Here is a 21,992-nt window from a genome sequence, read left to right as displayed (position 1 = left end):
GAAACGCGTGAGGTGTCGGCCGCAGTCTTGCGGTGACCACTTCATATGCCGCACAAGGAGACCGACATGACCACCGTTTCGCGTATTTCGCGGACGAAGCTGACGCTGACCGCAATGGCCACCGCCGCGGTCGCCATTGCCCTGCCTGCAACCGCATACGCCGGCGTGCCACCGTCTTTTCAAACCCCGTCGGGCAACATCATGTGCTGGATCGCCGACAACGCGGCCGCCTGCTCGATCGTCGACTACACCTACGGCGACCGGCAACGGCCATCCGATTGCGGCCCGGCCGAGTGGCCGAATCATTTCTGGCTCTCCGAGGGCAAGGCGACCACCGTGGATTGCTCCGACACCCCGCCCGGCACGTACCACGGTTTGCGCACCGACAGGACGCTGGACTACGGGCAGACAAAGTCCTCCGGCGTAATGACCTGCGCCAGTGAGCCTTCGGGTGTGACGTGCACCGACACCAGCACCGGCCACTTCTTCCGGGTGTCCCGCGACTCCTACGAGCTCGGCTGACCAGGCGCCCGTGATGAAACGGAAGCTCATCGTCGGTCTTGCCGCAGCAGCGGGAATTGTTGCGGCAGCCGGATGTTCGGCCGACGGTCACGGCGCGTCGCCGGCAACCTCTGTATCGGCGACGACGGTGATCGCTACCGAGCCGTCGCACGACGTGACCTATTCATCTCAGGTCGAGCTGCCGTTCGGCGACACCATCAACCACCTCGCCGGTGTAGCGGTCGACACCACGAGCAATGTCTACGTCCTCGACCACTACTACGGCCAGGTGTGGAAGCAGGTGCCTGGCGCGGTTCACCTCGAAAAGCTGCCGTTCACCGACCTTTACCGACCCGTCGACGTGGCGGTCGACACGGTGGGCAACCTCTACGTTGTCGACGATTTCAAGAGCCAGGTTGTGAAGTTGGCGCCGGGGACCACCACCCCAACCGTGTTGCCGTTCAGCAACATTCAGCCGAATGCGGTCGCGGTTGACAGCGCGGGCAACGTCTATGTGACCGACTCGAACGCACACCGCGTGCTGAAGCTCGCGGCGGGTGCGAATAGCCCAGTCGACTTGCCGTTCAACGACACTCGACCCGGCGGTGTGGCGGTCGACGATGCGGGCAGCGTTTACGTCACCGATTCCGACGCCAAACGGGTCTTGAAGTTGGTGGCAGGTGCGAGTAGTCCCACGGTGTTGCCGTTCAACGACGTGAACATCCCCTCCGGGGTGGCGGTAGACACCGCGGGCGACGTGTTCGTCACCGATTTCGGCGCCGATCGCGTGTTCAAGCTGGCGCCCGGTGCCATCGGCCCAACGGTGTTGCCGTTCAACGGACTGAAACACCCTTCCGCTGTGGCGGTCGACCCTGCCGGCGATGTCTACGTCGTCGACGACCTCCACTTCCGCGTACTGAAGCTGCCGGCCCGGTGAGGGCGCCAAGAATCACTTGAGAATCCTTCGAGCCATTGACCGCAACCTGGTCATGACAACGACCACAAACCCGTTTCACCGAAAGGACACGAGCATGAACCACAGATTGCTCGCCACAGTTGGCGTCTTCGCGATCGCCGCGTCGATGGCGGCGGGATGCTCGTCGCAGACCAAATTCCCTGCGGCCCAGGAGACATCGGCCAACCCGCCCACCTCAGCCGTCACGTCGGCACCCACGACGGCCGCGCCTGCCGCCGCACACGGTGTCGAGGCCACGATCAACGATGTGCCGTGGGAAAAGGTGGGCCAGGGTTGGACACTCGCCACCTGGAGCCCCGCTATCGCCCACCGGCCCGGCGAAAAGCCGGCCCCGGACGAGCCAGACCCCAATACCGCCGCCACGACGCTCTATCTTGTGGACCCGGCAGGTAACCGCTACGCGATCACCACGCTGGATGGTGCAGACGCGCGCCTTCAATTGACGGACTGGTCCGGCGACGGCCGCAATGCCCTGCTCGCTGACGGTACGAAGGTCATCTCGGTCGACCTGCACACCGGCAAGCAGACCGTCATCCCCGCCGAGGGCTACCCAAGCTATACGCGGCCCGCCGGCAAGGCACTCCTGGTTTCGACGAGCTCCAACGGCAATGAGCCTGGAACGCTGAAGCGCATCGACTTCAACGGCAATGTGCAGCAGACCTTCCCCACCGAGGATCTCGGCGGAGCGGGTCAGTTCAGTGGCAGGTACCTCGAGTCGGCCGACGGGACGCACCTCGTTCTCAGCACCGCCAACTACGGAAATGAACTCGTGCCGCGCAGCGACGACAGCCTGGTGGTGGTCGGCAACGACGGCAAGATCATTCGAACGATACCGACACCGATGAAGAACGCCGACTGCGCGCCGGTGAGGTGGTGGGCACCCACGGTGGTCCTCGCCAACTGCTCGGCCGAGCACGGTTCGGCAAGCCAGCTCTGGAGAGTGCCCATCGACGGTGGGACACCCACCGCACTCACTGCGGTCAACTCCGGCCAGGGCGACGATCCTGGATTCGGGAACGACATCGAGGACGGAAGCGCATGGGAGCTGCCAACGGGCACGTTCCTCCAGTCCGCGGGAGCCTGTGGCACGGCGTTCTTGTCTCGGTTGACCCCGGATGGCCACACCACGCGCGTCAAGGTTCCCGGTATGTCCCAGAGCGTGTTCGTCACCGGGGCGACCGCTGACAAGTTGGTGCTGCACGGCCACATGGATTGTGGCGGTGGCACGGCGCTGGTGAGCTACGACCCGGCGGCCAACACGTCCACCGTGCTGCTCGGTCCGCCCGTCAACGGCGGCGGCGTCGAAGAGGCCATCCTGTTCCCGGAGGGGAAGTAGACCATGAATCACATTGCGCGCCAGATCACTACGCTGACGTTGCTCGCAGGCGCGACCATCGCCGGTTTTGCCGGGCCGGTCGCGCAGGCCGACACGCCACCACCGCCATGCTCATCCGGGCAAGTCCAGGTGAGCAACGGCGAAGAACAGGCGGCGGCCGGACATCGCCGGGTGCTCCTCGTCTTCAGCCTGGCTCCCGATGCCGCGCCGTGCACGCTGACCGGCTATCCCGGAGTCGTGTCCGGGGCCGGCGGGCCGTCGATCCAGGCCAAGTGGACCCTGCGCGGCTACATGGGCGGCGTGCAGACGGAATCTCCACCCACCGTCACGGTGTCAGCATCGCAGCCGGCCTACGCCATCGTCGAGGGCGCCGCGGTCGGGGATTCCGACCGCCCCTGCCCGACATACACCAGCCTGCAAGTGATTCCGCCGGACACCGTCGACGCGGTCACCGTCGCGGTCGGCATCGACACGTGCACGCTGCAGGTCCATCCCGTGAATTCGAAGCCCTAGAGCCAGAAAGAGAATCGACATGAGTACACGGAAGGTGTTGGTGGCATTGACCGGCGCTGCGGTGATCATCGCGGCCCCGGCGTGCGGTTCAAGCACCCACCAAACTGCGGCGAGTTCGCCAAGCGCGGCAACGCCATTGGCGTCTACCTCTCCCGCGCCCGCCGCCCCGCAATCGGCGTGTGCCGACCTCGGCGGGACGGTCGGCCCCGACCAGACCTGTCATGTTCGCAGCACCACGCCTACGTACACGCTCACCATGAGCTTTCCGCTCGACTATCCCGACCAGAAGGCGCTGACCGATGTCCTGAAGCAGGACCGTGACAAGTTTGTCGACTGGGTCGCCGAGGCCGGGTCCCACGGGCGCGGAACGCCGTACCAGCACGAGGTCACCGCGAAGACGTACCGCTCGGGGACTTCCGACTCAGGCACCCAGAGCGTCGTGCTCAAGGTTCAGGACGACACCGGTGCGGCCCATGAAGCCCACCCGAACACGTGGTTCGCCGCCCTCAACTACGACCTCGGCACGCGCACCGCGATCACGTTCGGCACGCTGTTCAAGCCTGAGGTCAACCCGCTTGAGGTGCTGAACCCGATTGTCTTGCACGAACTGCAGAAAAAGGACACGGACAGTCCGGTCAACGACCTCGACGAGCATACGTATGAAAACTTCGCGGTCACCAACGATGCGGTGATCTTCTTCTTCGGCGAAGACGAGGTGATCCGGGACAACAATGGGCCGCATCAAGTTTCAGTGCCCCGCGCCGAGCTCGCGTCAATCCTGGCCTAGCCGGAACCGCCCAGTTCGAAGGTGAATTCGTGGTCGCCGATGCGGATGCTGTCGCCGTCGGCCAGCGTCGCACTGCCCCGAATCCGGTTGTCCGCCACACTGACTCCGTTGGCGGATCGAAGGTCGGTGACGACGAAGCTGGTGCCGGTGTCGACGATCATCGCGTGGTAGCGGCTCACCGTGGCATCGTCGAGAACGATGTCATTGTCGGGAAGGCGCCCGATGCGGGTGGCCGCTCCTCGTATCGGATGCGTACGTCCGTCGGCGTTGCGCAGCTGCGCAGCAGCGGACAGCTCGGAAGCACGTGTGCGCCGTTCGAGGGTCGCGACGGCCCGCCTGGCCGTCGCGCGGGCCGCATGCTTGACGTCAAGTGGCTCTTGGCGAAGGATCCGCTCGTGCAAGCCCCGCAACGTCGGACCGGGGTCGATCCCCAGCTCGTCGGCGAGCGTCGTCTTCAACCGTCCGTACGTCTCGAGAGCGTCGTATTGGCGTTCCACCAAATAATAGGCGGTGATCAGCTGCGCCCACAGCGGCTCACAGTAGGGATTCTCGGCCGCAAGCGATTCCAGCTCACCGATGATGGAAAGTGTTCGTCCGCAGGCCATCTCAGCCTCGGCTCGTGCCGTTTGCGCCGCCAGCTTGTCCTCCCCAAGCGCGGCTGCGAAGGCCTCGACGAACTCGAAGTCGCGCAGATCGTCGAGGACAGGCCCACGCCACTCGGCCAGCGCGGCCGACAGATGGCTGCTTGCGTGCTCGAACCGGCCCTCGGCCGCGGCGCGCATTCCCGCGGTCTGCTCGGTGATGAAACAGCCGATGTCGCACGCCGGGTCGGGCACGTTGAGCCGATACCCTGGCTGAGCGCGGACCAAGACGGCGGCGGGATCGACGTCAGCCTTGCTCAACAGTCGGCGGAGGTTGGATACGTATGTGTGCAGGCTGGCCCGAGCCTCCGGCGGCGGCTCCCGGCGCCACGCCGCGTCAAGCAACGAGTCGATCGCAACGGGGCGGTTCCGGTTGATTAACAACATCGCCAGCACCGCCCGCTGTTTGGCCGCGCCCAACGTCAGCTCGGTGCCGTCCGCGCTCACCTGCAGCGGTCCCAATACGCCAAACCGGAGAGCGCCGTTCGCCATGGCGGCAGCAAACCCCTCCGCGAGGTGGTTCGTCAAGCCTTGCCGCCCGCTCGACGGCGGGTACGGCAATGTCTAACCGGCGGAAGGCATTGCTGATCGCCGGCGCCGTTGCGCTTGCGGCGGTCGTGTTGGCTTCGGGTGTCATCGTCGGGCTTCGGCTGGGGAAGGACAAGACGCCGGCCGCCGTGCCTGCTGCGACAGCGGCGGCGCTGGCGGCCGACTTCGCCCAGCTGGAAGAGAAACTGCACGCGACGGCCGGTGTCGCGGTCAGCGCAGTCGGTGCTCAGCAGGATTCAATGATGCTGGGACAGTGGCGAAGTGGACCAGCCTGGTCGACGATCAAGGTCCCGCTCGTCATCGCGGCCCTGCGTGAGGAGCAGCCACCGACAGTGACGAACGAGATGACCGTCGCCATCACCGAATCGAGTAACGCTGCAGCCGAATCGATCTGGGCGAGTCTTGGCGATCCGGTCACCGCCGCGCACAAGGTCGACGATGTGCTGAGGCAGACCGGCGACCCGACAACCGTCCAGTCGCAAAAGGTCCGTCCGGAATTCTCTGCGTTTGGCCAGACCGAATGGCCGTTGACCGAGCAGGCGCGGTTCACCTCTGTCGCGGTGTGCGAGAACGCAAATGCGCCGATCTTCGCGTTGATGGGCAACGTTCAAGCGGACCAGCGCTGGGGACTCGGCACCGTTGCAGGTAGCCAATTCAAGGGCGGTTGGGGACCGTCACCCGCGGGGAGTTATCTGGTGCGGCAGATGGGGGTGCTGGTGACCCCGAACGGAATGAGCGCCGTCGCTCTGGCCGCACAGCCGGCGTCGGGAAGATTCGACGACGGCACCGCGGCCCTCACCGAGATCGCCGCATGGCTGACCACGCACCTACGCGAACTACCCGCCGGCGACTGCGATCACCAAAGGTAGACGCGCGCATTGTTCCCGCCGATGCAGGTGATCCATCTGTCGCCGGGCTGGGTCTGACAATGCATGAGGAAGTTCGAGCCGTCGCATAACGCGCCGGGCACCGATCGGCAGTCAACGGCGCCCGGCGCCGACACGGCGCGCGGCAGCGGGCTGGCATTGCCGTATGCACCCCAGTACGACGTCAACACGCTCTCAGTGAACAAGCACGACGTCTCTGGAGTCCCGCGCCCGGCGTGTGTTCCAAACCCGCTGGCGTTCGGCAGCGAAAAACCTTGGTCGCAGGATTGATGGCGGACGCTGTTGTCAGGCCCGGTCAGCAGCGGTGGCGTCGCCGACGCAGGCTGGTCTTTCTGATCCGAGCCCCCGCCGAAGTGGCCGTCGGCCAGCAGGCCGATGGCCACACCGATGCCTGAAAGGATCAGGGCCGCCGCGACCGCGATGACCGTCGGCAACAACCACCGACGACGCGAGCCGCCGTTGACGGCGGTCGTGGGCCCGGTCGACGGGCCACCAGGCGGTTGGGCGACGGTCGGGCTCGCCTCCGTCGGCGAAACCCCACCAGCGACCTGCGTCGGCGCGGTTGCCTGTGGTGTCGGCGACGCCTTGTACAGCGCCCGTTGCGCCGCACGGCTCAGCGCACCGACCGATCCGTAGCGATCGTCGGGCTCCTTGGCCATGCCGCGAGCGATGACGTCGTCGAAGGCGACCGGCACCCGCGGATTGGTGGCGCTCGGCTGAGGGGGCGGCGAAGCGATGTGGGCCGCGACCAAGTTCTCAAGACTGTCGCGGGCGAACGGAATCTCGCCCGTCAGCGCTTCGTACAGGACACACGCCAGCGAGTACACGTCGACTGCGGGCGTGCTGACGGGATCCCTAAAGCGTTCGGGCGCCATGTAATTCAAGGTGCCGATCTGGCTTCCGGCGGTAGTCAGGCGGCTCTCGCCGCTGGCCTCGGCGATACCGAAGTCGACGAGGTAGGCGAAATCGGCCGGCGTGACGATGATGTTCTGCGGCTTGATATCCCGATGGATCAACCCCTCCGCATGGGCGGCGTCCAAAGCCGCCGCGATTTGACTGATGATGCTGACCGCCCGTGCGGGCTCCAGCGGGCCCTTCTCGATCAGGTCGAGAAGCGTCTGCCCTTTCACCAAGCGCATGTCGATGTAGAGACTGCCGTCGATCTCGCCCCAGTCGTGGATCGGAATGACGTGCGGTTCTTGCAGAATCGCCGCGGCCTGGGACTCGCGCTGAAACCGCGTCCGGAATGCGACGTCCTGGGACAGCTCTTCGGCGAGTATCTTCAGCGCGACGGTTCGGCCCTTGCCGGTGTCATAGGCCTCGTACACCTCGCCCATCCCGCCCTTGCCGAGCAGACGCGTGATGTTGTATTTGCCGAACGCCGTACCGACGCGCGAGTCCACCGCAGTCTCCCTGGTTCAGTTAGCTACCGAGGAAGTATCACCCCGGCGGCCGGGCGAAGCGACTGTTTGCCGCCATCGTGGGCATCGCGTCTGACAATGACGTCAATCCGCACCGCGAGTACATCGAAGCAGTTGCCTTGTGCGCCAGACATACTGGCGCGTGACACCGGCCATCTCAGCGGGTAGCCCCGCGACGGGCCCAAATGTCAACAGCTGCGCATCGGCGGGGGTAGTGTCGGGGCGTCGTGTTGAGCCATTAGCACGTTAAACTCAATCAGCCGATTCCTAGCTTTATCAGGGCGGACAGTGACAGAAACATCAAGTGCATCATCCAAAGCTCAGTCCAAGTGGCTGTCGAAATCCGCGGCGCAAACCCGCGGGTCGGACAAGGGCGAAGTCCAGTTCCACTACGACATCAGCAACGATTTCTTCAAGCTGTGGCAGGACCCGACTCAGACCTACAGCTGTGCCTACTTCGAACGCGACGACATGTCGCTGGAAGAAGCGCAGATGGCCAAGGTCGACCTGGCCCTCGGCAAGCTCGGCCTGCAGCCGGGGATGACGCTGCTGGACATCGGCTGCGGTTGGGGCTCGACGATCATGCGGGCCGTCGACCGATACGACGTCAACGTGATCGGCCTGACCCTGTCGGAAAACCAAAAGCAGCACATCGAGAACCATTGGTTCGCGAACTCGAAGAGCAAGCGGCACATGGAGGTGCGCCTGCAGCCGTGGGAGGAGTTCGAGGGGCAGGTCGACAGGATCGTGTCGATCGGCGCGTTCGAGCACTTCGGCTTCAACAAGTACGACGACTACTTCAAGAAGACGTTCAACTGGATGCCCGACGACGGCGTGATGCTCCTACACACGATCATCATCCCGAGCGATGAAGAGATCAAAGCGAAAAAGTTGCCGCTGACCATGTCGAACGTGCGGTTCATCAAGTTCATCATGGACGAGATCTATCCCGGCGGCCGGTTGCCGCTGGCCGCGCAGGTCAAGGAACACGCCGTCAAGGCCGGGTACACGGTCACCCGCGAGCAGCATCTGCAGCCGCACTACGCGCGCACACTGGACACCTGGGCGGCCAACCTCGAGGCCAAGAAGGACGAGGCGATCGCGATCACGTCCGAGCAGATCTACGAGCGGTTCCACAAGTACCTCACCGGCTGCGCCGATCTGTTCCGCAACGGCTACACCGATGTTTGCCAGTTCACCTGCGAAAAGGCGGTCGCTTAGCCAATTTACGAATTTTGCGTTATAAAACCGGGGGCGACCAGATAACGCGGTCGCAAATTTGATCCACCGGAGGAGGTCAATCGCAGATGTCGAAGAGCGGGTCGGGCTCGACGGATATGCGGCCGGCGTACGAGGACATCCAAGCCCATTACGACATCTCGAATGAGTTCTTTGGGCTGTTTCAGGATCCGACTCGTACCTACAGCTGCGCGTACTTTCAGCGCGACGATATGACGCTGGAAGAAGCGCAGATCGCCAAGATCGACCTTGCTTTGGACAAGCTGGGACTGCAGCCGGGGATGACGCTGCTCGACGTCGGCTGCGGCTGGGGTTCGGTGATGCAGCGTGCGGTCGAGAAGCACGACGTGAACGTCGTCGGCCTGACTCTGAGCAAGAACCAGCGCAGCTTCGCGCAAGAGCTTCTCGACGGCCTCGACAGCGACCGTTCACGGCGGGTCTTGCTCCGCGGCTGGGAGGAGTTCGACGAGCCCGTCGACCGCATCGTCAGCATCGAGGCATTCGAGGCCTTCCCGAAAACGCGGTACAAGGCGTTTTTCGAGACCTGCTACAGCATCATGCCCAGCGACGGCCGGATGGTGTTGCAGACGATCATGGGTCACCCGCTCAAGCGCTGGCCTGACATGGGCATCCCGATCACGATGACCGACCTGAAGTTCATGCGGTTCATCGCCAAGGAGATCTTCCCGGGCGGCTCGGTGCCATGCGATGAAGATGTCGAGGAGTACTCGCGCGACGCAGGCTTTTCGGTGGAACACACCGACCTGCTGAGCCCGCACTACGTCAAGACACTCGACATTTGGGCGGAGAAGTTGGAGGCCGCTCACGACGAGGCGGTCGCCGCGACGTCCGAAGAGGTGTACGAGCGCTACATGAAGTACCTGACGGGCTGCTCAGACTTCTTCAAGCGCGGGGTCTCCTACGTGGGACAGTTCACCCTCGCAAAGGCCTAATACGCCCCGAACACCAATGCGACGTTGTACCCGCCGAGGCCGAAGGAATCGCTCACCGCGTAGCGGTAGTCGGCGCGGCGCGGCTGATCGGACACGACGTCCAGATCGATCTGCGGGTCGAGGTTCTTCAGGTTGAGCGTCGGCGGCACGACGCCGTCGCGTAGCGCCTGGACGGTCAGCACGGCCTCGACCGCACCAGCGGCCCCCAGCGAGTGGCCCAAGGCGGCTTTCGGCGCGTACACCGCGGGCGCGTGGTCACCGAGAGCATTGCGGATGGCGCGGGCCTCGGCGAGGTCACCGTCGACCGTCCCGGTGGCGTGGGCGTTGATGTGGTCGATGTCGTCGGGCGTCAGACCGGCGAGGTGAATCGCGCGAGCAATCGCGTCGCCGGCGCGCTCTCCTGCCGGGTCCGGCTTGACGATGTCGAGGCCGTCGGAGGTGATGGCCGCTCCCATCAGCCGCGCCAGGATGGGCGCACCGCGCGCCTTGGCGTGTTGCTCGGTTTCGATGAGCATCATCGCGCCGCCCTCGCCGAAGACCATGCCGTCACGGTCTTTGTCGAATGGCCGGCAGGCGCCGGGCGGGTCGTCGTTGTTGGTGGACAAGATGCCCAGTTGAGAGAACGCGGCAACCGGCACAGCCTCGATGCGTGTTTCGACGCCACCACAGATCGCGACGTCGGCCTCGCCGAGAACGATGTGCCGCCATGCCTCGGCGATGGCCGCGGCACCGGAGGCGTCAGCCATCAGCGGCGAGATGATCCCGGCCTTGGCCTGGCGATCCAGTCCGACGGCAGCGGCAGGCCCGTTGGGCATGTACATCTGCACTGTCAGCGGCGATACCGCGCGCAGGCCCTTCTCCCGCCAGACGTCATGCTGGGCGGGAATCTCCTCGGTGGAACCCAGCGCCAGCCCGATCGACACGAGTAGCCGCTTCGTGTCGATTTCGGGCGATCCCCCGATCTCCCAGAGGCGACGGCCCAGCACCGTAGACATCTTCTGCATGTACGACGTGCGCCGCCGCTCCACGCGATCGAGCTGTTCGTCGAAGGTTTCCACCAGTTGCCCGCCAATACGCACCGGCATCTGGAACTCGTCGACGAATGGCCGATCAAGCGTTCGGATGCCGCTTCGGCCCTCCAGCAGGAGTTTCCACGTGTCTTCGGCATCGGGGGCTACGGGCGTAGTCGATGCGACGGCGGTGACTACGACGTCGGCGAAGCCGTCCCCGGTTCTCAACGGTGCCATGCCTGCCGAATTCCTTCTCATGAGCTGACCTTGTTGAGGGTTCTCTACCCAGGTTAGAAGGTGCTACGCGGCATCGACTTGTGTTTGTCGTTAAGGGCTTGTGAGCAGGCGGATCGTCCCGCAGCCCAGAACCACCAAGAAACGTTTGAGAAACCGTCGAGGCGTGGGCCGCAACCTTCCCTCATGAACACATCCTCGGCACCTACGCGTCGGTTGAGTCGACGCGCCAAAATCGCCCTCGCCATTGGGGCGGCGTTCCTCGTCGCCCTCGCCGCTGCGGTGAGCATCACGGCCCTCGTTGGACATCACCAGGCCAAACCGCGCACTGTGTCCTACTCATCCCAGGTCCTGCTTCCGTTCACGAGCCTCAAACTTCCCACCGGTGTGGCGGTCGACACTGCGGGCAATACCTATGTCACCGATTACTTCACCCACCAGGTGTGGAAACTGGCGGCCGGCGCAACCGTTCCGGCCCCGCTGCCGCTCACGGGTCTGCACGACCCCAACGGCGTGACGGTCGACCCACAGGACAATCTCTACATCACCGACGAGGGCAACAACCGGGTGCTGAAGCTGGCGCCGGGCGCGAGCAGCCCAACGGTGCTGCCGTTCAAGGGCCTGAATCATCCCGGTGGCCTGGCGCTGGACAGCCGAGGCAACCTCTACGTCGCCGACTTCGGCAACAACCGGGTGCTGCAGCTCGCCGAGGGAGCAAGCGCCCCAACCGTGTTGTCGATCCCGGACCTCACGTACCCGGAGGGGGTGGCGGTGGATGCCGCCGGTGGCCTGTACGTCACCGACACGGGCCACAAGCGGGTGCTGAAGCTGACGGCCGGGGCGAGCGCCCCAATCGTGCTGCCCTTCAACGGAATCAAGGAGCCGAACGGCGTGGCCGTGGACGCCAAGGGCAACGTCTACGTCGCAGATAAATTGAGCCAACGGGTTTGGATGTTGGCGGCGGGTTCGAGCACTGCAACCAAGCTGCCGTCCAGGACCGAGCGGGGCGGTGGCCCCGGAGGCCCGTTCGGCGTGACCGTGGACGCCGCAGGCAATCTGTACGTCACCGACATCGGCGGTGGCGGTGTGTACAAGCTGGCGCCGGGTGCGCCGCACCTGACGGTGGTGCCGTTCACCAACGTCTCTGGCGCCAGGGGTGTAGCGGTGGACAACGCAGGCAACCTCTACATCTCGGACGACGGACATATGATGAAGCTGGCGGCGGGGGCGGCGGCTCCAATCGTCTTGCCGTTCAACGACTTAAACATCGCCGACGGTGTGGCGGTGGACAACGCGGGCAACGTCTACGTCGCGGACGAAAACAACCAGCGAGTCCTCAAGCTGGCGGCGGGCGCGAGCAGGCCAACCGAGCTCCCATTCACCGGTCTGGAACGGCCCCAGGGTGTGGCCGTCGACAGCGCCGGCGACATCTACGTCACCGACTTCGACGGCGACCGGGTGCTCAAACTGGCTGCGGGAGCGAGCGTCCCGACAGTTCTGCCCTTCACGGGGCTCGATCGTCCCGACGGTGTAGCGGTGGACACCGCAGGCAATGTCTACGTCACCGACTATGGCAACAACCGGGTGCTGAAACTGGCTGCGGCGACGAGCAGTCAAACCGTACTGCCGTTCACCGGCGTCAAGGGTCCCGATGGTATGGCGGTCGACACCGACGGCAACGTCTACGTCACCGACTATCAAGATCCGTGCGCGGCATCCAAGCCACCATGCTTCTCCACCGAGGGCGGTCGGGTGTTGAAGCTGGCGCCGGGCGCGAGCATGCCAACGGTGTTGCCGCTTGACGGCCTCTCTCGGTCGTGGGGTGTGGCGGTGGACGGCGACGGAAACGTCTACGTCGCCGACACTGTCAACGACCGGGTGCTGAAATTACCGGTGCAATAGCCGGACACTGCCAGCTCAAACCCGCACTGCTTCGTGAACCTGGTCGCGCAAAGTCGCCAGCGATCGAGCCAACAGCCGCGACACGTGCATCTGCGACATCCCTAGGCGTTCCGCGATCTGAGTCTGCGTCATGCTCTCGAAGAACCGGAGCACGAGCACGGTTTGCTCTCGCTTCGGCAACGCCGCCAGTAGTGGACGAACCGTTTCGATGTCGAGCACCCTATCCAGGTTGGCGTCCAAGTCTCCGAAACTGCTACTGACCGATCGTTGGTCGTCGTCGCCTGCGCCACCGAAAGCGGGCGCGTCGGACGAAAGGGTGGAGTAGGCGCTCGACGCAATTTGCGCGAGCACCACCTCTTCATGGTCGAGCCCTAGATGGCTGGCGATTTCGCTCGCCGTTGGCGCACGTCCCAATCGCTGAGACAACTCCTCGATGGCCCGACTGAGCTGGGGGCCGAGCTCTTTCATTCGCCGGGGAACCTTCACTGACCACCCGTGATCACGAAAGTATCGGCGAACTTCGCCCATCATGGTCGGAACGGCGAACGCCAGGAAATCCGCGCCGTTGTCGACGTCGAAGCGGTTCACCGCCTGGACCAGACCCATCCGTGCCACCTGGACGAGATCCTCGACGGGCTCGCCACGGTTCCTGAACCGGCGGGCGATGTGATCGGCCAGCGGTAGGCAGCGTTCGATGATCAGGTGCCGCCGACGGCTGTATTCACGCGACTGTTCATCCAGCGTCGTCAGATATCGGAACATGTCGGTTACGTCGGCGTACTCCGACCTCGGCGATGACATCACCCCAACGCCCCCATTTCGATGATGCTGATTCGGGCGGCTCGGATGTGAACCGTGCAAGAACGCGCGGGGGGTTTCGCCACCCTCACGGCGCGGACTGCGACTCAACCGACTGCCTTAGACGCAGCTGGCGAGATTCCCAGCGTAACCCTCCTGCGGCGTTCATGGATCGCTTCGCGCCACCAGGGGGCTCGCCAACACTGGCCAAAACGGCCGCCCACACCCATGCCGTCAGGTGTTGTTCGCCCGCGCAGACTGGCGCTTATTCTTCTCGCTGTCCGCCAGCTGCTCGATCCGGTTCGCTTGCGCACGTTTCGAGTTGGCTTCGTCGCGTCGTGCCGCAGCATCGTCGAGCTTGGAGTTGGCAGCCGCGGCAGCCTTTCGCTCGTCCGCCGTGATTCTGGCTTGTTTCGTACGCTTCGCCGTTTCGGTCGAATTCTTGCGCAGGGCAGCCACGTCGTCGGCCTGTTTCTTAGCGGCAGCGATACGCTGCGCGGCCGCGTTGTCAGCCGCGTGCTGGCGATCTTCGGCTGCGGTCCGGGCCTGGTCGACTTCACGCTTCTTCGCCGCCCGCGCGTCCTGGCGATCCTCGATCGCCTTGTCGCTCTTTGCTTTCAGATCGGCACTGGACTGCTGGCGTGCCTGATCGGCATCTGCGTCGAGTTGGGCCGCGCGCCGCAGCGCCGCGCTGCGCTCGGCGAGCGCGCTCCCACGCCGGCCAAGCCGGTAGTCGCCCAGTGCGTTTCCTGCGGTCGAGTCCAACAGTCCCAGCGCGCGCTCGTAGAACAACCGCGCCGGCACTTCCGTACCCATTCGAGCGACGACCCGCTCCTCGATCACCTCGAGCGGGAAACGAACGATGCGGTACTGGAAACGCAGAACTGCACGTGATGCGTCGATGACTCTCATTGATAACTCCTGTGTCTTGCCGGTGCTCAAGGCAGGTCGGCTTTGTTGGTCAATTGCTCGGCCTGCCGCCTGATGCGATCGGCTTCTGCCTTGGCGGTTGATGCAGCATGAGCCGCGGTCAGATGATCCTCGACGGCTTCGCCGACTTCAGCTGCAGCGGAATCGATTTCGTTGTGCTCTTTGGCTTCCGCCCGTTGTGTCTTGGCCAGCGCATCGAGCTCGGCACGCGTCTTCTCGAGGGTTGCCCGCTGACGTCCAGCCTGCTCGGCCGCGCGCTTCTCAGCGGCTTGCTCATGTCGGATGGACGTCTGCGCGGCCGCCGTCTGCGCATTCACGGCCGTTCGCTCTTGTGCGCCTTCTACCCGGGCTGCAGTTGCTTCGGCGTGAGCCTGCGCGGCTTCCGCATCGGCGACGGCTTCGACGGTGTTGGCTTCTTTGCGCTCGTTGGCTTGGGACTGCTCTAGTTGTCCCTCGGCCGTCAGCGAGTCGTTACCAGTGACGGCGCCGGCGATTTCTTTCGCCTTGCCCTTCACCGAGTCGATCAAGCCCTTGCGGGCCTCGCCGGCCTTGTTGTGCTCACTCATGTGAGCCTCCTTCTTGGTATCAAGACAACTCGAAAAGTGAGTTGCCCGAAAGTTATTGAAGTGCTAAGTCCCCGGGGCGCTTGGAAAGCAACCCCGGGGGCGTAGCCGTTGGTTACTAGACGCGCGGGGCGTTGGGATCGCGTGACGTACTGACCACGGCGACACCGCGATCGGTGCGGCGCTTCAGGCCGGCGAGTCCGACCAGGCCCAGCAGGCCCGCGAGCCCCCACAAGCCCGTGTTGTCGTTGTCGCCGTTGTCAGAATCAGCGGCGACAGAGGTGGTGGACGGCGACATCGGCCCGGCGGGTGTGGTCGCCGCTGCGACGCCAGCGCCGCCGAACAACAGGGTCAAGGCAGTCACAGAGACACCAAGTGTTTTACGCATTGAATTTCGCTCCAAAGAGATTGAATCGGTCCATGGTGACCGGGGAAAGGTCTGCGGACCAGTTGCTCTAGTCGTGAAGCGATGCCCACCATGACTTGCTGGAAACCTTCAGCTCGCAAAACAGGGGTTACCCCACAGCGGCTCGGCCCAAACATACATTTGGAGCGGCGCAGTAGCCCACAGCAGCAAAGATGCGAATACTGTTGCTGTGTAACATGTTTCATAAGACGACCGGCGCGCTCAGGTCTTATTCGTGGTCTGCGGCCTGGCGGTCGGAACGCCCGTGGCCCGTCCAGCGCAGCACCTGCAGTGCCGCGGCGACCTGGACAGGGTTCTCGGCGAGTGGTCGCGGCAACAGGGCTCCTGCTCGCGCCACACGGCGCACGACCGTGTTTCGATGTGCGTATTGCCTTGCGGCGACACGACTTACGCTGCCGTGTTCCTCGACGAATGCAAGGACTGTCTCACGAATGTCTCGAGGGGCGTACGCAAGGTCACCGAGGATCTCCCTCACGAACCGCTCCGCCCCTTCCTCGTCGCTCGTCATCAGGGCCACGAGCTGGACCTCGTCGAAGAAGACGACGCGCTGGGCTGACTCCAGTCGCGCCACCATCCGCTGGGCCGCGATCGCGTCAACATGGGTTCGCCGAAATCCGTCCGCGCCCCCCGCTCGTCCACCTACTGCCACCCGTACGGATCCGGACGGATCGACCGCACTGCGCAATTGCTCACGGTTGAGGTCATCGGGCCCGGGAAGCCACACCCACTTGGTGGAGGCGCCGGGCCTGATGACCAGTGGGCGACTTGTCCAGGGCCTGGTCAGCGTTTCGACGATGTCGTCGATCGTGCGAACGTCGACGTCGGGTTCCGTGCTCCATACGATGACCGCGGTGTGCGGCTGACCGAGCCGGTAACCGAGCCTCGACTCTGCTCGCTGTTGCGTTATCGGCGCTCCGTCCAGCAATAGAGCGACCGTTTCACGCAGTTCGGGCTGGCTGCCTCGGAGTATCTCGGCACGTTCACTGCGCATCATCTCGGTGACGCGGGTGACCGTGCTCTCGACAAAGTCGCTGATCGACCAGGTGACCGTGTCCAGGAGTTCCCTCAGCAAAACTGGGTCGTCAGTGGCCTCGAACGCCCTACTCACGAAGTATCGAAGGGCCAGCGACTGTCCGACCCGGTATGCGGTCGTGGCCGCGTCCTCCAGACCCCGCCTGATGAGATCGCGCGCGATATACACAACCTCGTCGCCCAAGCCGGGCCCAACGCTGGCACCCGGATGTTGCATGTTCTGCGTCGCCCAATGGAGGAAACTGGCCCGGAACGCGCGTTCGGACGATGCTCGCAGAACGGGGTCCGCCGCGGTCGCTTCCATCCCGGCTGCTTTCAGGGATTCGGCGGCTAGCTCGTCCAACCACGTGTCTTGGTTCTGGACGAGCGCCTCGGCGATCGTGCGCAGTAGCTGACGCGTCTGCTCGCTCGGATGCGGCGAGGTCACCGCGACAGCCTATCCGCCGGTGTGCACATTGCACCACTAACAAGCAAATGTGGTGCATTCAGACCCTCGCGCCTGGACCGGTGCCACGCGACGATGGTCAGATGACGATGTCTTCCCCATCGCCTTCGCGCGCCGTGTCGGGCGGTGTGCCGGTGTATCGCACCGATCTGTACTCCAAGGCCGCCATTCGCAACCCCTATCCGCATTACGCGACCATGCGGTCCTTGGGTCCCGTCGTGTGGCTACCGAAACAGAAGTTGTACGCACTTCCGCGATACGCCGAGGTGAAGGCGGTGCTCCGCGACGACGACACGTTCCGTTCCGGCGGCGGCGTGGCGCTGAACTCCCTGTCGCGGACCGTCGGCAGGCGCAGCTTTCTGATGCTCGACGGCCCCGAGCACGATCGCGTCCGAAAACTGTCGGCCCATCGGCTGATACCGCGGGCATTGCGCCCGCTGCAAACCCAGATAGACGACTTGGCCGAAGAGACTGTGCGTTCGGCCGTGGCAACGGGTGGGGTCGACGGCGTTCGGGATATCGCGTTGAGGCTTCCGCTGTCGGTCGTTCCCGACCTTGTCGGATGGCCAGAAGACGATCGCGAGCACCTGGTGAAGTGGGCCGGCGCCACCTTCGATCTGCTTGGGCCCTTCAACAGTTTGGCCGTCGGGTCGTCTGGCAACGTCTTGTCGATGCTGGCGTTCGTGCATCGACTTGCGCGTCGCCGCAATGTGATTCCGGGCAGTATGGCCCACGAGGTGGTGCAGGCCATCGAGCAAGGCGCGATGAAGCAGTCGCAACTCCCTTCGGTCTTCATCGATTATCTGGCGCCCTCCATCGACACCACGGCAAGTGCGATCGCCGCGGCACTTTGGTTGTTCGCGCAAAACCCGGATCAATGGCAGATACTGCAGCGCGACCATGCCCGGATACCGAATGCCGTAAACGAAGTCATTCGCATGGAATCTTCGGTCAGGGCGTTCGGGCGTCGAGCCGAGCGTGATACCGAGATCGCAGGCATTCGAATTCCGGCAGGCTCACGGGTGCTGGTGATGTTCGCGTCGGCGAACCGCGATGAACGTGTCTGGAGCGATCCCGACCGTTTCGACATCACCCGCGACGCGTCCCGCCAGCTCGGCTTCGGACATGGAGTCCATGCGTGTGCAGGCCAAGGTCTGGCGCGGGCGGAGACAGAAGCGATGCTGCGTTCGTTGCTGCGACATGTCGACCACATCGAGCTCGACGGCACGCCAGAACTGGCTTTGAACAACGTGATTCGCCGCTTCGAGACCCTGCCGTTGCGACTGATACCCAAGAGCCCCGCGTGAGTGGGGCGGGCTACTAGTGCATGTGAGTGGTGACAAGCCCGCACCGGGAGGCAATCCCGGTGCGGCAGCTCGACACACTCTGACCGGCTAGCCTCCCGACGGGTTGAGAACACGGCCTCCCGACGGGTTCAGAACGGAGCCTCCCGACGGATTGGCAACAGAGCCTCCCGACGGGTTGATCACCGAGGTACCTGACGACGCACGGATCACCGACGTCTGGGACGCACTAATTGTCTGCCGGTCCGTGCCGGGCGCCGGGGCCGCGCTGTTGCCGCCATGGGCGATGCGAAGCTCGCTGTCGGTCAACGTCCGGATGCTCTGCCGGCGCAGGGCCAGCTTGTTGCGGTTGATGTTCATGATCTCTCCTGTGTGTGGGGTAGCGACCCCTGGTCGGCCGCTTCACGAGAGAGCATCAACCGATGCGCTTGGAACATTCTTGGAGCTCCCGAATGAGGAGCGGGCGCACGTTATTCGCGGGGAGTCCGCGCGATCTGGCTGGCGTAGTGACGGTCCAGGAAGCTCAGGAGGACGAGCTCATGGGTCCGTGCGGCTGAACGCAGCAGCCGGATTGCGTTCAGATGGCTGAAGCTGTGCAGCAGGTGCTCGAACTCCTGGGTCAACAGGCCGTGTCGGCCACGATCCGCGAGCTCGGCCAGCAGGGGCACGATTTGTTCGGACCGTTGCCGAAACGCCTGGCGCGCTGACTCGTAGGGGTGGTCTGTGGTGTCGTCGAGCAGCGCGGTGAGCTCTGCGCGTTCACTGCGCCAGCGGCCTCCGATGCCGGAGTCGAGGTTGTGCGCGCCTGGGTACTCCGCCCGGTAGCCGACGGCGCCGCCCTTGACCCAGTCACGGCGCTGCTGCATGTCGAGGCCTGCGTCCGCGAGCAGGCGGTCGGTGGCGTACAGGCAGAGCTTCCAGCGGGCGTCTGCCATGTCTTCCCCGTCGAGCATGCCCAACACGCTCAGCGCCGCGTCGCTGTCGGCGCAGTGGATCCGCTCAGCGAGCTCGATGCCGTCATCACCGCCGTAGCGTTCGATCTCGCGGTGGTAGGTGTCCAACGCCACGTTCGACACCGTGCCGTCTTCGAGGTGTGGTTCCAGCGCATCGGTGAGGGCCGGCAGGGCATGGTCGCGCAGCGCGGACGGATCCCCATGCAGCCGCACACGCAGGTGATGCTCGGGATCGGCGTAGCGCAGGAAGAACCATTCGTCGATGACGCCGCTTTCCCGCAGCCGGCCGATCACCGGTCCGATGGTGTCGGTGAGTATGCGGTCGGCCGAAGCGGTACCGGCGTAGATCTTGAAATAGAGCCATTGGCTGCCCGGCGCAAACGTCCGTTGCACCCGGGGTGCACGCCAAGGCTGGGGCGCGGGCACGGGTTCGGTGCGGCGCGTGAACGGCACGATGAGTTCTTGGGCGAAGCGACCCTGCGGCCCGGTGGCGACACCGTCGGGTAGGACCTCCTCGACGACCGCCCCCGTTCGTCCCCGCAGCACCTTCGCGGCGGCGGCGGTCAGCGTGGGGCTCGCGGTGTCGACGTAGAGCCGGTTGTCGCCGTCGGCGATCAGCAGTTCGCGGGGGAGCCCGCGGTCGCGGACAAGGGCGGCCCATCCGTCGGCCGCGTCCGATCCGGTGACGGTGCTCAGTTCGGCGGCCGAGAGCTGCCAGCGGGCGCGGGCCAACACGAGCCGACCGGCGGTGACGCGCGGCAGCGTCGGCGCGCTTGCCAACGCGCCCCAATCCCATGCGAGCCCACTCGCCACCCCGGCGCGCTGAAGAGCCGCCAAGAAGCGGTACACCCCAAAGCCGCGCCACGCCGGATTGTGCGCGGTGGTCAGCCGCGGCCGCACTTCGGCATTCAGCCGCGGGCTGTAGAGGACGAGCCGCTCACCGTCCCGGCGCAGCGTGAGCTCGTCGACACCCAGTTGGCGATCTGCGGGTGCCCCCGAACGTCCCAGCAGAACGAGCTCATAATCGCGAAGCACCGGCCGAGCCAAGATATTGCCGATCCGTCCCTCCGGCAGATGGACGAGCTCAGCGAACACGACGCCGGGCGCGTGAGCCTCCTCTGCACGCAAGTGGGACCGCACAGCTTCGTGCAGACGGAGATCGCCGTGGCAGAACCGCCCGAGAAGCTCCGCGCCCGAGGGACCGGTGACGGCATGAATTTCGATGCCGTCCTCGAGCATGCTGGCGAATACGGCTAGCGCGTCGGGCAGCGGCAACGGCGTGCCCGTCGCAAGCCGTGCGACCGTATCGCTGTCAAGCTCGAGTCTGTCGGCGCCGCTGTCGCGGGTGCGGATCACCAGATCGAGCAGGATCGCGTCGCGCGCGGTGAAGGCCGAATTCCCTTCCACGCCACCAAGATCGAGGCCCGCCAACAGCGGTGACTCGTCGGCCGCGGGATGCGTCGACCGGTCGTATCCGATGCCCATCTCCTCGTCAAGGGCCTCCATCAGCGGAACCTCGCGGTCCTCGTAGCGGGCCGCGAACTCGGCCTTGAAACGAGCCAGCGCCGGATCCTCAAAGCCTTGGGACAGCCGGTGGAGCAGATCCACGGCCTCGGCGAGCAGCTGCACATCCTCGTTTCCGAGGGTCAGACTGGATCCCGCTCGATGCAGGTCGACCTGGATCAGCCGGGCGTCGTCGCCGCCACCGGCCAACTCGAGCAGGGTCTCCGCCACAAAGCCGTACGCCTCGGGAGGATTACCGGGCCCCGCAGCGTCCAAGCGAGCGAGTTCGTCGGACACCCGCCGCAAGGCCTCCCCTGGCGCGGCGAGGTCCTGGCCGCTCAACGCCGACAGCACGTGCGCCAGCGGTTCGGGGCCTGTCACCGCAGGTTCGGCCATTGGGGTCAGCACCTTGGCCTCGACGAGGGCATCCACGTACTCGCGTGCCTCGTCCTGCTCGACACCAGTATGAGCCTGGACAGCCTCGGCGACCTTGGCCACCACGCATCCGCCGGCGGCCGTGGCCAACGCAACTCGTAGTGGCGCGTCGTCCTCGATCACGACCAGGTGATGGCTGCGGCGGCCCTGTCGCACTCGACTCTCGATCAGCCGCATCGCGCCTGCCGCGTGGTAGCGGCTGGAGTTCGGCTCGACAACCATGGCCGCCCGGGTCGCCGGTTCTGCGAGCAGTCGCTCAACCAGCGACGCCAAGACCTCGGTGTCTGGCCGGCTGTGCCGGGTGGTCCCTTCCGGGCCGTCGACCACCAATGCCGTCGTCTCGCCCACCAATCCCAACGCGCACCCCGCGAACAACCCGAATGGTGTTGCACGCGTGCACATCCGGACGAGGTAGGCCGTCACCGAGGCGGCCACCCGGCCGTCCGGGTTTCCGTCGGCCAGACGGCGCACCAACCCCGGCGACGCGAGATAGAGCGCCTCGCGAACGTCGGGCCGCGCGGCCAGGCTGCGCCAGTAGTCGGGATCGGCGCGCAGTCGATCCAGTTCCTCCAGCGGCAACAAGGGGGCACGCATCACAAAGAAGCCACTGGCCGTCAGCGGGACAGCGGCTCCGGCTCCTTGCCTGCGCACCT

At 65.0% G+C, this 21,992-nt stretch carries 20 protein-coding genes; 10 read left to right on the top strand and 10 right to left on the bottom strand.

Annotated features, from left to right (window positions below; translation table 11 throughout):
- Positions 1-66 precede the first annotated feature (66 nt).
- The 5 genes from ACWW36_RS13145 (at position 67) to ACWW36_RS13125 (ending at position 4,113) form a co-directional block, all read left to right on the top strand.
- The gene (locus ACWW36_RS13145; RefSeq protein ID WP_456141956.1) at positions 67-522 is read left to right on the top strand and encodes a DUF6636 domain-containing protein; all 456 of its coding nucleotides are present in this window, start codon (positions 67-69) and stop codon (positions 520-522) included.
- 13 nt (positions 523-535) lie between these two features.
- On the top strand, positions 536-1,438 hold the full coding sequence (locus tag ACWW36_RS13140; RefSeq protein WP_456141955.1) for an NHL repeat-containing protein: 903 nt from the start codon (positions 536-538) through the stop codon (positions 1,436-1,438).
- Positions 1,439-1,532: 94 nt separating this feature from the next.
- The gene (locus ACWW36_RS13135) at positions 1,533-2,813 is read left to right on the top strand and encodes a hypothetical protein (RefSeq protein ID WP_456141954.1); all 1,281 of its coding nucleotides are present in this window, start codon (positions 1,533-1,535) and stop codon (positions 2,811-2,813) included.
- Positions 2,814-2,816: 3 nt separating this feature from the next.
- Positions 2,817-3,326 (top strand): DUF4232 domain-containing protein, encoded by a 510-nt coding sequence (locus ACWW36_RS13130; protein WP_456141953.1) that lies wholly within the window; start codon positions 2,817-2,819, stop codon positions 3,324-3,326.
- A 19-nt stretch (positions 3,327-3,345) separates the two neighbouring features.
- Positions 3,346-4,113 carry an esterase gene (locus ACWW36_RS13125; protein ID WP_456141952.1) on the top strand — a complete coding sequence of 256 codons (768 nt, stop codon included), beginning with the start codon at positions 3,346-3,348 and terminating at the stop codon, positions 4,111-4,113.
- Here ACWW36_RS13125 and ACWW36_RS13120 read toward each other — a convergent pair.
- Positions 4,110-5,246, bottom strand: a complete 1,137-nt coding sequence (locus ACWW36_RS13120) for a BTAD domain-containing putative transcriptional regulator (protein WP_456141951.1) — start codon at positions 5,244-5,246, stop codon at positions 4,110-4,112. The two genes, ACWW36_RS13125 and ACWW36_RS13120, sit on opposite strands and share 4 nt — an antisense overlap.
- A 68-nt stretch (positions 5,247-5,314) precedes the next feature.
- Here ACWW36_RS13120 and ACWW36_RS13115 point away from each other — a divergent pair, with 68 nt between their 5' ends.
- Positions 5,315-6,172, top strand: coding sequence for a hypothetical protein (locus tag ACWW36_RS13115; protein ID WP_456141950.1), 858 nt, complete (start codon positions 5,315-5,317; stop codon positions 6,170-6,172).
- Here the strand turns inward: ACWW36_RS13115 and ACWW36_RS13110 are convergent.
- A complete protein-coding gene (locus ACWW36_RS13110; RefSeq protein ID WP_456141949.1) occupies positions 6,160-7,593 on the bottom strand; it encodes a protein kinase domain-containing protein in 1,434 nt (477 codons plus the stop codon). The two genes, ACWW36_RS13115 and ACWW36_RS13110, sit on opposite strands and share 13 nt — an antisense overlap.
- Positions 7,594-7,899: 306 nt before the next feature.
- On the opposite strand from ACWW36_RS13110, the gene ACWW36_RS13105 reads away from it, so the two are divergent.
- Both ACWW36_RS13105 and ACWW36_RS13100 read left to right on the top strand, forming a co-directional pair.
- Positions 7,900-8,832, top strand: coding sequence for a cyclopropane mycolic acid synthase family methyltransferase (locus tag ACWW36_RS13105; protein ID WP_456141948.1), 933 nt, complete (start codon positions 7,900-7,902; stop codon positions 8,830-8,832).
- Positions 8,833-8,918: 86 nt separating this feature from the next.
- Complete coding sequence (locus tag ACWW36_RS13100) at positions 8,919-9,803, top strand: cyclopropane mycolic acid synthase family methyltransferase (RefSeq protein WP_456141947.1); 885 nt, start codon at positions 8,919-8,921, stop codon at positions 9,801-9,803.
- Here the strand turns inward: ACWW36_RS13100 and ACWW36_RS13095 are convergent.
- Complete coding sequence (locus ACWW36_RS13095; protein ID WP_456142473.1) at positions 9,800-11,050, bottom strand: KasA/KasB family beta-ketoacyl-ACP synthase; 1,251 nt, start codon at positions 11,048-11,050, stop codon at positions 9,800-9,802. The two genes, ACWW36_RS13100 and ACWW36_RS13095, sit on opposite strands and share 4 nt — an antisense overlap.
- A 183-nt stretch (positions 11,051-11,233) precedes the next feature.
- On the opposite strand from ACWW36_RS13095, the gene ACWW36_RS13090 reads away from it, so the two are divergent.
- Positions 11,234-12,949: an NHL repeat-containing protein gene (locus ACWW36_RS13090; RefSeq protein WP_456141946.1), complete on the top strand. Its 1,716-nt coding sequence runs from the start codon at positions 11,234-11,236 to the stop codon at positions 12,947-12,949.
- A gap of 15 nt (positions 12,950-12,964) precedes the next feature.
- Here ACWW36_RS13090 and ACWW36_RS13085 read toward each other — a convergent pair whose 3' ends face one another.
- From ACWW36_RS13085 to ACWW36_RS13065, 5 genes are all read right to left on the bottom strand, one after another.
- Positions 12,965-13,750 carry a SigB/SigF/SigG family RNA polymerase sigma factor gene (locus ACWW36_RS13085; protein ID WP_456141945.1) on the bottom strand — a complete coding sequence of 262 codons (786 nt, stop codon included), beginning with the start codon at positions 13,748-13,750 and terminating at the stop codon, positions 12,965-12,967.
- Positions 13,751-13,981: 231 nt separating this feature from the next.
- Positions 13,982-14,659, bottom strand: coding sequence for an IF2 family translation initiation factor (locus ACWW36_RS13080; RefSeq protein ID WP_456141944.1), 678 nt, complete (start codon positions 14,657-14,659; stop codon positions 13,982-13,984).
- A gap of 26 nt (positions 14,660-14,685) precedes the next feature.
- A complete protein-coding gene (locus tag ACWW36_RS13075; RefSeq protein WP_456141943.1) occupies positions 14,686-15,243 on the bottom strand; it encodes a CsbD family protein in 558 nt (185 codons plus the stop codon).
- Between the two features lie 115 nt (positions 15,244-15,358).
- Positions 15,359-15,628, bottom strand: coding sequence for a WGxxGxxG family protein (locus tag ACWW36_RS13070; RefSeq protein ID WP_456141942.1), 270 nt, complete (start codon positions 15,626-15,628; stop codon positions 15,359-15,361).
- Between the two features lie 247 nt (positions 15,629-15,875).
- Positions 15,876-17,126 carry a PucR family transcriptional regulator gene (locus tag ACWW36_RS13065; RefSeq protein WP_456141941.1) on the bottom strand — a complete coding sequence of 417 codons (1,251 nt, stop codon included), beginning with the start codon at positions 17,124-17,126 and terminating at the stop codon, positions 15,876-15,878.
- A 101-nt stretch (positions 17,127-17,227) separates the two neighbouring features.
- Between ACWW36_RS13065 and ACWW36_RS13060 the strand changes: the two genes are divergently transcribed.
- The gene (locus ACWW36_RS13060) at positions 17,228-18,451 is read left to right on the top strand and encodes a cytochrome P450 (RefSeq protein WP_456141940.1); all 1,224 of its coding nucleotides are present in this window, start codon (positions 17,228-17,230) and stop codon (positions 18,449-18,451) included.
- Between the two features lie 87 nt (positions 18,452-18,538).
- Here the strand turns inward: ACWW36_RS13060 and ACWW36_RS13055 are convergent, their stop codons facing one another.
- Both ACWW36_RS13055 and ACWW36_RS13050 read right to left on the bottom strand, forming a co-directional pair.
- Positions 18,539-18,808, bottom strand: a complete 270-nt coding sequence (locus tag ACWW36_RS13055; protein WP_456141939.1) for a hypothetical protein — start codon at positions 18,806-18,808, stop codon at positions 18,539-18,541.
- A gap of 110 nt (positions 18,809-18,918) precedes the next feature.
- Positions 18,919-21,990: a lantibiotic dehydratase gene (locus ACWW36_RS13050; RefSeq protein ID WP_456141938.1), complete on the bottom strand. Its 3,072-nt coding sequence runs from the start codon at positions 21,988-21,990 to the stop codon at positions 18,919-18,921.
- Positions 21,991-21,992 lie beyond the last annotated feature (2 nt).

The organism is Mycobacterium sp. MMS18-G62 (assembly GCF_053877835.1).
This window is presented reverse-complemented; position numbering and strand designations above follow the sequence as displayed.